General features: G+C 74.2%; 10 protein-coding genes. 5 read left to right on the top strand and 5 right to left on the bottom strand.

Annotation, left to right across the window (positions count from 1 at the left end; genetic code table 11):
- Positions 1-24 precede the first annotated feature (24 nt).
- Positions 25-1,020: a hypothetical protein gene (locus QWY29_RS06170; RefSeq protein ID WP_300959821.1), complete on the bottom strand. Its 996-nt coding sequence runs from the start codon at positions 1,018-1,020 to the stop codon at positions 25-27.
- Between the two features lie 113 nt (positions 1,021-1,133).
- Between QWY29_RS06170 and QWY29_RS06165 the strand changes: the two genes are divergently transcribed.
- From QWY29_RS06165 to zwf, 5 genes are all read left to right on the top strand, one after another.
- Positions 1,134-3,359, top strand: coding sequence for a HelD family protein (locus tag QWY29_RS06165; protein ID WP_300959820.1), 2,226 nt, complete (start codon positions 1,134-1,136; stop codon positions 3,357-3,359).
- 396 nt (positions 3,360-3,755) lie between these two features.
- Entirely contained in the window at positions 3,756-5,687 is a 1,932-nt protein-coding gene (locus QWY29_RS06160) for an anthranilate synthase family protein (RefSeq protein WP_300959819.1), read from the top strand.
- A 10-nt stretch (positions 5,688-5,697) separates the two neighbouring features.
- On the top strand, positions 5,698-6,267 hold the full coding sequence (locus tag QWY29_RS06155; RefSeq protein ID WP_300959818.1) for an anthranilate synthase component II: 570 nt from the start codon (positions 5,698-5,700) through the stop codon (positions 6,265-6,267).
- On the top strand, positions 6,264-7,565 hold the full coding sequence (locus tag QWY29_RS06150; protein ID WP_300959817.1) for an anthranilate synthase component I family protein: 1,302 nt from the start codon (positions 6,264-6,266) through the stop codon (positions 7,563-7,565). Before QWY29_RS06155 ends, QWY29_RS06150 begins: the two co-directional genes overlap by 4 nt.
- Before the next feature lie 6 nt (positions 7,566-7,571).
- Positions 7,572-9,041, top strand: coding sequence for a glucose-6-phosphate dehydrogenase (gene zwf, locus QWY29_RS06145; RefSeq protein ID WP_300959816.1), 1,470 nt, complete (start codon positions 7,572-7,574; stop codon positions 9,039-9,041).
- Between the two features lie 19 nt (positions 9,042-9,060).
- On the opposite strand, the gene QWY29_RS06140 is transcribed toward zwf, so the two are convergent.
- Genes QWY29_RS06140 through QWY29_RS06125 form a run of 4 tightly spaced genes read right to left on the bottom strand, consistent with a single transcriptional unit; the run spans position 9,061 to position 12,663 of the window.
- Complete coding sequence (locus tag QWY29_RS06140; RefSeq protein ID WP_300959815.1) at positions 9,061-9,909, bottom strand: acyl-CoA thioesterase domain-containing protein; 849 nt, start codon at positions 9,907-9,909, stop codon at positions 9,061-9,063.
- A gap of 20 nt (positions 9,910-9,929) precedes the next feature.
- Positions 9,930-10,487: a DUF3558 domain-containing protein gene (locus tag QWY29_RS06135; RefSeq protein ID WP_300959814.1), complete on the bottom strand. Its 558-nt coding sequence runs from the start codon at positions 10,485-10,487 to the stop codon at positions 9,930-9,932.
- Entirely contained in the window at positions 10,484-11,968 is a 1,485-nt protein-coding gene (locus tag QWY29_RS06130) for a HAMP domain-containing sensor histidine kinase (RefSeq protein WP_300959813.1), read from the bottom strand. Before QWY29_RS06130 ends, QWY29_RS06135 begins: the two co-directional genes overlap by 4 nt.
- Complete coding sequence (locus QWY29_RS06125) at positions 11,965-12,663, bottom strand: response regulator transcription factor (protein WP_300959812.1); 699 nt, start codon at positions 12,661-12,663, stop codon at positions 11,965-11,967. The genes QWY29_RS06130 and QWY29_RS06125 overlap by 4 nt, the downstream gene beginning before the upstream one ends.
- Positions 12,664-12,743 lie beyond the last annotated feature (80 nt).

Here is a 12,743-nt window from a genome sequence, read left to right as displayed (position 1 = left end):
GCAAGGTCAGCGTTCGGTAACAGATCAGGACCCGGCGCCGACCGCGAGCCCGGCCAGCGCCGTCGCGAGCGCCGGCGACACGCCGATCCGCTGGTCGTTCAGGCGCGCGGCGGCGCAGGCGGCGGCGTCCAGCCCGACCTCGTACGTCGACGCGTCGCGGCCCACCAGCACCGCGACGTACGCCGGGGCGCCGGGGTCGGGCGTGCACGACGGGGGCGTCGGGTCGAAGGCGCCGAGCGCGAGCACCCGCACCCGCTCGGCCTCGCTGGGCCGCAGGGCGGTGGCGACTGGGGCCAGGCCCGGGGCGTCGTAGCGGCACACGACGGCAGTGGCCACCCCGGTGCCGGTCAGGCCGGTGGTGGGGTCGCGGGTGACGGCCTCCGGGAAGGCCGGCGCGGCCGCGGGGCAGGACGGCTCGGAGCCCACCTCGGAGTCCGGGCCAGAGTCCTCGCCGGAGCCGGCGTCCAGCGCGAGCGCGGTCATCAGGTCGCGGTAGACCCGGCCGCCGGCGACGACCCGGGTGGCGGGGGCGGGGCGGGTGTAGGCGGGGCACTCGGAGGTCTCGCCGAAGACCTCGGCGACGGTGCCGTCGTCGAAGCCGACCTGCACGGCGAACTTGGTCGCCGACGGGGTCGGCCGGCACGGCCCGGCCCGGCCGTCGGTGCGCTGCCAGGCCCGCACGAGCGACGCGGCACCCTCCGCCAGCACGGCGTCGGGGACGAGCGCGGAGCCGATCCGGCGCGGGTAGGAGGCGCCGACCACGCAGAACCGCACCCACGCCGCCTCGCCGAGCAGGAAGTCGGTGTGGTCGATCCCGCCGTCGGCGCGGGAGCGGCACTCGGTCGAGACCTCGACGACCTCCGGCGCGGCCAGCCGCGTCTCCGGGCGGGACGCGTCCACCCAGCGCGGGGCGAGCGGGACGACGACGGCGGCGGCCACGACGACCGCGACGGCCCCGGCGACGCGCGCGCGGCGCCCCCAGGGCGCGCCCCGCCACCCGGGGCTCAGCGTCGACTCCACGGCATGGTGCGCAGGATCCCACAGGCGACGGTTAGGCTTGAGGACTTGCCGTTCCGGGCGCGACGACCGGGCGGCGCAGCCCGCGGGGACGTCGCACGAGTGGAGATCCAGCGTTGTCCGGAGCATCGAATGACCAGCACGACCAGCACGACGACCAGCAGCTCGCGGACCGGGAGGTCGCGGGCGAGCAGGCGTTCGTCGACCGCGTCTACCGCCAGCTGAGGGACTCGGCCGCCGCGGCGCGCCAGCTCGCCGAGGAGGGCCACCAGCGCGGCCGGCTCGGCCACGAGGGCGGCCTGGTGGAGCGCGACGCGATGGTCTTCCAGGCCGCGAAGCGGATCGCGCAGCTCGACGCCGCCCACGAGGGCCTGGTCTTCGGCCGCCTCGACATGCGGCCCGAGCTCGACCCCGCCCCGCGGTACGTCGGCCGGATCGGCCTGCGCGACGAGCACCGCGACTCGCTGCTGATCGACTGGCGCGCGCCCGCGGCCGCGGTGTTCTACCAGGCCACGGCCGCCGAGCCGCACGCCGTGATCCGCCGGCGGGTGCTGCGCTGCACCGGCCCGCAGGTCGTCGGCGTCGAGGACGAGCTGCTCGACGCCGAGGCGCTCGAGGAGTCCGGCGCGGACCTGCCGATCGTCGGCGAGGGCGCGCTGATGGCGCAGCTCTCCCGCGCCCGTGACCGCTCGATGCACTCGATCGTCGCCACCATCCAGGCCGAGCAGGACAAGGCGATCCGCGCGCCCGGCAAGGGCGTCGTCACCATCTCCGGCGGCCCCGGCACCGGCAAGACGGTCGTGGCGCTGCACCGCGCGGCGTACCTGCTCTACACCGACCGCCGCCGCTACGAGACCGGCGGCGTGCTCGTCGTCGGCCCCAGCGGCGTCTTCATGCGCTACATCGAGCGGGTGCTGCCCAGCCTCGGCGAGACTGCGGTCGCACTTCGCTCGCTCGGCGAGGTCGTCGACGGCGTCCGCGCGACCCGCCACGACGAGCCGGCGGTCGCCGACGTCAAGGGCGCGGGCCGGATGGCCGAGCTGCTGCGTCGTACGGCGCGGCAGCAGGCCCCGGGCAGCCCGACCGAGTTCCGGATCTTCTGGCGCGACGACACGATCGTGCTCGACCGAGGCCTGCTCGGCCGCCTGCGCCGCCAGCTGATGTCGCAGGGCCGCCGCAACAAGCAGCTGCCCCGGGTCGCCCCGACGCTGCTCGACGCGATGTGGCGCCAGGTGCGCGGTGAGCGCGGTCGCGACCGCGGCCGTGAGTCGTTCGACGAGGACATGCTTGCCGACCAGCGGTTCGTGGACTTCGCGGTGGCCTGGTGGCCGCCGCTGGACGCGCCGACGGTGCTCGGCTGGCTGCGCGACCCCGAGTTCCTCGCCCGGGTCGGCGAGGGCGTGGTCACCGCCGAGGAGCAGCGGCTGCTGCTCAAGTCGTGGGCCGGCGCCACCGACCTCTCGGTCGCCGACGTCGCGCTGCTCGACGAGCTGCGCTACGCCCTCGGCGACGTGCCCGCCAAGGCCGACGACGAGCGCGACGACCCGCTCTCGGCCATCGAGGGCTCGGTCGACCTGCAGGAGCTCACCACCGCCGCCGACCGGGAGTACGCCCCCTCCGGCCGCGCCTGGGCGCCCCCGCAGCACCGCATCGAGGACGACCCCTTCGCCCACGTGCTCATCGACGAGGCGCAGGACCTCACGCCCATGCAGTGGCGGATGGTCGGCCGCCGCGGCCGCACCGCCTCCTGGACGATCGTGGGCGACCCCGCGCAGTCGTCGTGGCCGGTGCGCGAGGAGGCCGAGGCCGCCCGCGCCGAGGCGCTCGACGGCAAGCGGATCCACGCCTTCCACCTCTCGACGAACTACCGCAACTCCTCCGAGATCTACGCGTACGCCGAGGTGTACGCCCGCCGCGTCGGCCTCGACGCCGACCTCCCCACCGCGGTCCGCTCCACCGGCGTCGAGCCGGTGGAGGTCACCGGGGTCACCGACCTCGAGGCCGCCACCCGCGAGGCCGTCGTCGACATCGCCGGCAAGGTCGGCGGCACCGTCGGCATCGTGGTGCCGGTCGCCCGCCGGTCGGAGGTCAACTCCTGGCTCGCGTCGTGGCCCGAGCTCGCCGACGACGCCCCCGGGGCCCGCGCGGCGGTCGACTCCTCGGTCACCCCGTCCGGCGAGGACCGCGTCGTCGTGCTCACCGGCCTCGACACCAAGGGCCTGGAGTTCGACGGGATCGTCGTCGTCCGGCCCCAGGAGATCGAGGACGAGTCGCTCACCGGCCGCGCCACGCTCTACGTCGTGCTCACCCGCGCGACCCAGCTGCTGACGACCATCAGCTGAGTCCGCTCTTCCGGCGGGTTTCGAGACGGGCCTGGCGGCCCTCCTCAACCAGCCGGGAGGCTCGACCAGCGGGGGGCGCCACCGCTGGTCGAGGAAGGCGCGCTGGCGCCTGTCTCGAAACCCGGTGAGGGACCCGCGGCCCTGCACCGCTCACCGGGTTTCGACACGGTCACGCCATGGCGGCCCTGACGGCTCGACCAGCGGGGGGGCCACCGCTGGTTGAGGAAGGCGCGCTGGCGCCTGTCTCGAAACCCGGTGAGGGACCTGCGGCCCTGCGCCGCTCACCGGGTTTCGACACGGTCAGGCCATGGCGGCCCTGACGGCTCGACCAGCGGTGCCGGGGGCGGCGGTGGAACTGGGAGGAAGCGACGGCGGGCGACAACTAGAGTTCGCGCCATGACGAGCACGCCGAACGCCCGGGACGCCATCGCCGCGCTCCAGGGGCACGAGGCGTGGGCGATCATCCGCCGGTCCACGCGGGCGGGGGACCGCGACAGCGTCGGCCTCGTGGGCGGCAAGCGGTCGGTGGTCGAGTCGCTGCTCGACGTACCCCTCGAGGAGGGGCCGCCGCGGGCCGGGCACATCGCCGACCGGCTGCTCGCGGTGCCGTTCCGCCAGGTCGCCGAGCGCGGGTTCGAGGCCCACGACGACGGCACCCCGCTGGTGGTGGTCGACGTCGAGACCGAGCTGGAGCTCTCCGTCGCCGAGGTCGTCGAGGCGATCGACGACGTCGAGGTGACCTTCGCCGACCGCGGCGGCTTCGAGACCGACGACGAGGAGTACGGCAAGCTCGTCGACGCGATCATCCGCGACGAGATCGGCCAGGGCGAGGGCGCCAACCTCGTCGTCGGCCGGCACTACCGGGCGAAGGTCGACGACTGGGGCGCCGACAAGGCGCTGGCCGTCTTCCGCCGGCTGCTGGAGCGCGAGCGCGGGGCGTACTGGACGTTCCTGTTCTTCACCGGCGACCGCTACCTGGTCGGCGCCAGCCCGGAGCGGCACGTGTCGATCCACGGCGGCGACGTGCGGATGAACCCGATCAGCGGCACCTTCCGCATCCCCCGCGACCCGCACGCCGACGTCAAGGGCGACCTGCTGGAGTTCCTGCGCGACGAGAAGGAGATCTACGAGCTCTTCATGGTCGTCGACGAGGAGCTGAAGATGATGTGCGACATCTGCAACCAGGGTGGCCAGGTGCTCGGGCCGTTCCTCAAGCCGATGAGCCGCCTCGTCCACACCGAGTACCTCCTCGCCGGCCGCACCGACCGCGATCCCCGCGAGGTGCTCCGCGACACGATGTACGCCGCGACCGTCACCGGCAGCCCGGTGGAGAACGCCTGCCGGCTGATCAAGCAGTACGAGACCGAGGGCCGCGGCTACTACGGCGCCGCCCTGGCCGTGCTGGGCCGCGACGCCGAGGGCGGCCCGGTCGTCGACAGCCCGATCGTCATCCGCACCGCCGACGTCGACCTCGAGGGCAACCTCAAGGTGACCGCCGGTGCCACGCTCGTGCGCGACTCGGACGCGGCGTACGAGGTCGCCGAGACCCACGCCAAGGCCGGCGGCATCCTCAGTGCCTTCGGCCTCGTCGCGCCCGCGCCGACCCCGGACGTCAACGTCGCCGAGCTGGTCAGCGACGAGGACGTCCTGCTCGCGCTCAACGCCCGCAACCGCCGGCTGTCGTCGTTCTGGCTGACCGACCAGGGCGGCTCCGCGCCCGACCCGCGGCTGGCCGGCCGCAGCGCGGTGATCCTCGACGGCGAGGACGACTTCGTGAACATGCTGCGCCACGTCCTCGGCGTGCTCGGCATGACCAGCGAGGTCGTGCGCCACGAGGAGTACGCCGCCGGCTGCCTCGACGGCTACGACCTGGTCATCGTGGGGCCCGGCCCGGGCGACCCGCGCGACGACGACGACCCGAAGATGGCCAACCTGCGTGCCGCCGTCGCGGAGCTGATGGACCAGCAGCGGCCGTTCCTCGCGGTCTGCCTCGGCCACCAGGCGCTCTGCCACCGGCTCGGCATCCCGCTGACCTACAAGGACATCGTCTTCCAGGGCACCCAGTCGCCGGTGCCGCTGGAGGGCCGCACCGAGCGGGTCGGCTTCTACAACACCTTCGTCGGCCGGGTCGACGACGGCACGGCCCTGCCCGACGGGGTCCGCGTCGACACCGACCCCGACACCGGCGACGTGCACCACCTGGTCGGCCCGCACTACCGCGGCATCCAGTTCCACGCCGAGTCGATCCTCACCGAGCGCGGCTACGACCTGCTGCACGACTTCGTCGTCTCGCTCCTCCTCGACGGTCCCGGCTCCGGGGACGCCTGAGGCCGCGACCGTGGCCGCGGACGTCGTGGTGGTCGACCATCACGACTCCTACACCTGGAACCTCGTCCACCTCGTCGCGCAGGTCACCGGTGCCCTCCCGACGGTCCTGCAGCACGACGAGGTGGGCGCCGCCGAGGTGCTCGCCCACGACCACGTCGTGCTCTCGCCCGGTCCCGGTCGCCCGGACGACCCCGCGGACTTCGCCGTCGGGCGCGAGGTGCTGCTCGCCGCGTCCCGGCCGGTGCTGGGCGTGTGCCTGGGCATGCAGGGGCTCGTGGCGGCGTACGGCGGCCGCGTCGAGCGGGTCGCCCCCGCCCACGGGACGGTCTCCCGGGTGACCCACGACGGGCGCGGCGTGCTCGCCGGGCTGCCGCAGGGGTTCGCCGCGGTGCGCTACCACTCGCTCGCCGCGACGCTCGTGCCCGACTGCCTGGAGGTGACCGCGCGCTCCGAGGACGGCGTGGTCATGGGCGTGCGGCACCGGTCGCTGCCGCTGGAGGGCGTGCAGTTCCACCCCGAGTCGGTGCTCTCCGAGCACGGCCTGCGGATCGTCGCGTCGTTCCTGGGGGTGCGGTCGTGAGCGAGCCGGTCGAGGAGGCGTTCGCCGCGATGGCCGCGGCCCACCCGCGCTGCTTCTGGCTCGACGGCGGCGGCGCGCGCGACTGGTCGGGGCGCCGGTCGCTGCTGGGCTGGCTGGACGAGGACGACGTCTCGCTCTCGTACGCCGCCGCCACCCGCACCGTCACCCGGCACGCCGGCGGCCGCTCGGAGGTGGTGGCCGTCGGGGACGGCGACGTCTTCGCGGTGCTCGAGGCGGAGCTGACCGCGGGTGGGCCGGACGACCAGTGGTTCGGCTACCTCGGCTACGCCTGCCGGCCCGACCTGCCGGCCCGCCCCGCGCGCGACCTGCCCGACGCGGTCTGGATGCGCCCCTCGCACGTGCGGGTCTTCACCCACCACGACCCGGGACGTCATGCGGAGCGAGCACCCGCTGCCACGCGACGCATGACGTCCGCGGGCACGGTGCCGGTGCCGGAGGAGTACGCCGCGGCGTACGCCCGCGTGCAGGAGGCGCTGCACGCGGGGGACTCCTACGAGGTCAACCTGACCCACCGGCAGCGGACGACGAGCGACCTCGACCCGGTGGCGGCGTACCTGCGCCTGCGCGCGCTCAACCCCGCGCCCTACGCCGGCTTCCTCCAGCACGACGTGCCGGGCGCCCGCGCGTGGCTGCTCTCCAGCAGCCCGGAGCGCTACGCGACCGTGGCCCGCACGGACGACGGCGGGCGGAGCATCGAGACCAAGCCGATCAAGGGCACCACGCCCCGCGGGGCGACGCCCGAGGAGGACGCGGCGGCGGCGGAGCGGCTGCGCACCGAGCAGCGCTACCGCGCGGAGAACCTCATGGTCGTCGACCTGCTCCGCAACGACCTGGCGACGGTCTGCGAGCCCGGCTCGGTCGAGGTGCCGGTGCTGATGGACGTGGAGTCCTACGCGAGCGTCCACCAGCTCGTCTCGACCGTCCGCGGCCGGCTGCGCCCCGAGGTCGGCACCGTCGCGGCGCTGCGCTCGCTCTTCCCGGCCGGCTCGATGACCGGGGCGCCGAAGCGGCGGACGATGGAGGTGGTCGACGCGGTGGAGGCGACCCCGCGAGGCGTGTACGCCGGCGCGTTCGGCTGGCTGGCGGCCGACGGGCGCGCGGACCTCGGCGTCGTCATCCGCAGCCTGGTGACGACCGGTGACGGGACCTGGGAGCTGGGTACCGGCGGGGGCGTCACGGTCCACTCCGACGCAGCCTCCGAGCACGCCGAGGCACGATGGAAGGCGGAGCGGCTGCTCGCCGTCTTCGCGGCACCTGTTCGCGACACCAGGAGGTAACCCCGCGTGAGCACTCTGGAGAGCCCGGCCAAGCCGCACGTCATCGTGCTGTTCGGCGCCACCGGCGACCTGTCCCGCCGCAAGCTGCTGCCGGGCCTGCTGCACCTGTTCGAGGCGGGCCTGCTGGACGACACCCGGATCGTCGGCACCTCGCTGGAGGACGTCGACCGCACGCACTTCGAGACGTTCGCGCGCGAGGCCTGCGAGGAGTTCGGCGACGGGACGATCGACGACGAGCGCTGGGCGCCGTTCGGCAACCTGCTCAGCTACCTCCCGCAGTCCGCGGGACCGCAGGCGCTCGCCGACGAGGTGGAGCGCGCCGAGGACACGCTGCCCGGCCCCGTCGAGCGCAAGCGCCGGCTGCACTACCTCAGCGTGCCGCCGAAGGCCGCCCTCGACGTCGTCCACCAGCTCGACAAGGCCGGCCTGGTCGAGCGGTCGCGGATCGTGATGGAGAAGCCGTTCGGCACCGACCTGGCCTCGGCGGTCAACCTCAACGCCGAGCTGCACGAGGTCTTCGACGAGCAGCAGATCTTCCGCATCGACCACTTCCTGGGCAAGGAGGCCGCGCAGAACATCCTGGCCTTCCGCTTCGCCAACGGTCTCTTCGAGCCCATCTGGAATCGCAACTTCATCGACCACGTGCAGATCGACGTCCCCGAGACGCTCGGGCTGGAGGGGCGCACGAAGTTCTACGAGGCCACCGGCGCCTACCGCGACATGGTCGTCACCCACCTGATGCAGGTGCTGGCGTTCATGGCGATGGAGCCGCCGACGTCGCTGGAGCCGGGCCCGATCGGCGACGAGAAGAACAAGGTGTTCCGCTCGATGAAGCCGATCGACCCCCACGACGTGGTGCGCGGGCAGTACGACGGCTACCGCGGCAAGGAGGAGGTCGCCGACGACTCCGACACCGAGACCTTCATCGCGCTCAAGGTGGAGATCGACAACTGGCGGTGGGCCGGCGTCCCGATCTACCTGCGGACCGGCAAGAAGATGGCCGAGAGCGCGCGGATCATCTCGATCGCGTTCAAGGAGCCGCCGCTGTCGATGTTCCCGGCCGGATCGCAGGCGGGGATGCAGGGGCCGGACCACCTGACCTTCGACCTCGCCGACCAGTCACGGATGTCGCTGTCGTTCTACGGCAAGCGGCCCGGGCCCGGCATGAAGCTGGAGAAGCTGTCGATGCAGTTCGCCACGCACGAGACGTCGTCGTCGACGGCCGTGCTGGCGGCGTACGAACGGCTCATCCACGACGCCATGCGCGGCGACCACACGCTGTTCACCACCGCCGAGGGCATCGAGACGCTCTGGGAGAAGTCCACCGCCCTGCTGGATACCCCGCCGCCGGTGCGGACCTACCAGCCCGGCACCTGGGGGCCCAACGCGATCCACCAGCTCGTCGCCCCGAACGCGTGGCGGCTGCCCTTCGAGCGGGCCTGGCGGATGCCCTCGTCGGACGGCGCCAACGCCTGATCGGGCGGCGTCGGGTGCCTCAGGCGCCCGACGTCGTGCGCCGGCCGTCGTCCTCCCACTGCTCCTTGCCGAGGTCGACGGTGCGGCGGGCGTTGGCCAGCGAGGTGACCACGATGGTGCCGAGCGCGCCCTCGCGGTCGAAGACCGACGCGGTCCCCACGGCGATGCCGTCCTGCTCGAGCCGGTCGACGGCCTGCAGGCCGACCTCGGTGCCGGCGGGGCGGCGCACCAGCGTGAGCGTGATGTCGGTGTTGATGTGCTCGACGCCGTTGGTGCCCCAGTTGGTGACCAGGCTGGCGCCGTCGGCGATGGCTGCGACCGCCTGGAACGGGGTGGCCGCCTCGCCCGCGACGACGGGGACGGCGCTGTTCCACGAGGTCTTGCGCGAGGCGTTCTGGTGCTCGCGGAAGTCCTGGGACCAGCCGGCGTCGCTGTGCAGGAAGGGCACGTGCGGCTCGGTGGTCGGCGGGGCGACCTCGAGCGGCGGGGGCGACGGGGAGGTGCCGGGCGACCACACCTCGCCCTCGGTGTCGGCGGTGGGCTTGAGGAAGAGGCAGCTCGCACGGGAGACGGGTACGCCGTCCTGCAGCGCGGTCACGTCGAGCAGCGCGAGCCGCGGGCTCGCCCGCACCACGTCGGTGGTGAACGTCAGCGGCTGGCGGGTGGCCGGCCGGAAGAGGTCGACGGTGTAGCGGGCCGGCCGCAGCTCGGTGCGCCCCTCCTGCTCCAGCCGCTGCTCGAGCGCGCGGGCCATCGCGCCGCTGACGGCGACGCCGTGCAGGTGGTCCTTGCCCCAGCTGCTGACCGCGAGGTCGGTGGCGACGAGGCTCGCGCCGTCGTCGTCGGACGTGAAGAACGCCAGCTCCATGGCCGCATCCTGGCAGGCGGTCAGCCCCCGGCGCGCGCCGGTGCCCGCTCGGAGAGCAGCCGCAGCAGGCCCTCGGTCGCGCGGACCACGCGGTCGCGCTCGCCGGGGTCGAGCACGATCGCGTTGACCGACTCGATGAGCCCGCCGGTCTGCACGAAGCCGCTGACGACGACCGCGTCGTCGGTGACCTGGACGACCGTGCGGGCCGCGTCGGCGGTGGGCACGTCGACGTCGTGCACCCGCCCGGCGATGTCGTCGCCGATGGTCTCCCAGGCGTCGGCGAACGACCCGTCGAACCACAGGTAGTTGACGTCGAGCGTCGCCCCGCCCTCCTCGACCGGCAGGTAGGTGCAGCGCATCGCGCCCGGCTCGCCGTCCTCCTCGGTCACCTCCGCCCCGAGCAGCGCGCCGACCTCCTCGGGCCCGACGTCGTCGCAGGGGTTCCACGCGGCGACCGCCGGTGAGGTCTCGCCGTGCGGCGAGTCCCCGGACGTGCTCCCGTCGGGGTCGTCGCCGGAGCAGCCGGCGAGGGCGCCCGGCAGCAGCAGGAGGGGTACGACGAGCAGCGCGCGCCTCACGGGCGGCCTCCGGTGGTCGGGGGTGCGGGTGGCGGGGTGGCGGGCCTGGCCGTGGGTCCGGCGGCCGGGGGAGGCGAGGTGGGTCGCGGGCCGAGAGGGCCGGCCGGGCCGGCAGCGGCGGCGGCGGCCCCGACCGGCAGGGCGAGCACGAGGCGCGCACCGCCGGCGGGGGACTCCTCGACGTCGACGCGGCCGGCGTGCCGCTCGGCGACCTGGCGGACGATCGAGAGGCCGAGGCCGGAGCCGGGCATGCCGCGCGACTCGTCGGCGCGCCAGAACCGGTCGAAGACGCGGTCGCGGTCCTCGCCGGCGATGCCGGGCCCCTCGTCGTCGACGGTCAGCGTGCCGTCGGCCAGCCGGACGGTGACGGTGCCGCCGGCGGGGCTCCACTTGGCGGCGTTGTCGAGCAGGTTGGTCACCGCCCGCTCCAGCGCGGCCGCGTCGCCCACGAGCTCGGCCGGCTCCAGGTCGACGTCGAAGACCAGGCCGGCCGCGCGGCGGCGTACGCGGGCGAGGGCCTGGTCGACCACGTCGGCGAGGTCGACGGGCGCGACGAGGTGGGCGGCCGGCTCGTGGCGGGAGAGCTCCATGAGGTCGCCGATGAGGGTGGTGAGCTCCTCGATCTGGGCGCGGACGTCGTCGAGCAGCTCGGTGCGCGCGCCGGCGGGCAGCGCCTCGGCGCCCGGGGAGTCGACCTGGGTGAGCAGCTCGATGTTGGTACGCAGGGAGGTCAGCGGGGTGCGCAGCTCGTGGCCGGCGTCGGCGACGAGCTGGCGCTGCCGGTCGCGGGACGCGGCGAGCGCGCGGAGCATCTCGTTGAACGCCGCGGCGAGGCGCCCGACCTCGTCGTCGCCGTGGACCTCGATGGGGGTGAGGTCCTCGGTGCGGGCGATCGCCTCGACCTCGACGGTCAGCCGGCGCACCGGGCGCAGGCCGTTGCGGGCAACGGCCCAGCCCGAGACCCCGGCGGCCGCGACCCCGAGCAGCCCGACGAGCAGCAGCACGACGCCGAGCCGGGCGAGCACCTGCTTCTGCGGCTCCAGCGACTGCGCGACGACCAGCGCCTCGCCGGGCGTCGCGGCAGGCACGCTCGCGACCCGGTAGTCGGTGCCACCGGCGGCGATGGTGCGGATGTTGTAGGCCCGCTTCCCCTGCGCGACCGCGAACTCCGGCTCCCCGATGTAGAGCCGCGGGCCCTGGTCGGGGGTCAGCACCTTGCCGTCGGGGTAGACGAACGCGACCCGGATGTCGCCGGCGCCCAGCGCCCAGGACGGGATCTTCAGGTCGGTGCTGAGCTGGGAGAGCGCCGAGGTGCGGGTCGCCTGCTGGGCGCGGTCGAGCAGCGAGTTGTCCAGCGTCGACTGCATCTGCACCCGCACGGTCATGAACGCACCGGCGGCCACGAACGCGACGGCCAGCCCGACGGCGATGGTGGTGAGGAGGGTGACCCGGCCGGCGAGCGAGCGCAGCAGGCGGCTCATGCTTCCTTCAGCACGTAGCCCACGCCGCGGACGGTGTGGAGCAGCCGCGGCTCGCCCTCGGCCTCGGTCTTGCGGCGCAGGTAGCCGACGTAGACCTCGAGGGAGTTCGCGGTCGTCGGGAAGTCGTAGCCCCAGACCTCCTCGAGGATGAACGAACGTTCGAGCACGCGCCGCGGCCGCCGCAGGAACATCTCCAGCAGCGTGAACTCCGTGCGGGTCAGCTCGATCAGCCGCTCGCCACGGCGGACCTCGCGGGTCGCCACGTCCATCGACAGGTCGGAGAACGACAGCACCTCGTCCGGTGCGTCGTCGGCCGGCACCACCCGGCGCAGCAGCGCGCGCAGCCGCGCGAGCAGCTCGGCCAGCGCGAACGGCTTGGTCAGGTAGTCGTCCGCGCCCGCGTCCAAGCCCTCGACCCGGTCGCCGACGGCGTCGCGCGCGGTCAGCACGAGCACAGGCACGTCGTTGCCGGCCGCCCGCAGCGCCCGGGTCGCCTCGATCCCGTCGAGCCGCGGCATCATCACGTCCATCACGACGACGTCCGGCGCGACCCGGCCGATCGCGGCCAGCGCCTCCGCGCCGTCGGTGGCCACGTGCACGTCGTACCCGTTGAACTCCAGCGAGCGCCGCAGCGACTCCCGGACCGCCTTGTCGTCGTCGACGACGAGGGCGCGGGGCTTGGCGGACGCTGGCACGACGACATGGTGCCAGCCCGTCCTGAGTCGCCGCTGAGAAGGAGCCCCGCCGAAACCGGGCATCCGGGGCGGGGCGCACC

The sequence above is a fragment of the Nocardioides abyssi genome, from assembly GCF_030412915.1.
GTDB classification, from domain to species: Bacteria; Actinomycetota; Actinomycetes; order Propionibacteriales; family Nocardioidaceae; genus Nocardioides; species Nocardioides abyssi.
This window is presented reverse-complemented; position numbering and strand designations above follow the sequence as displayed.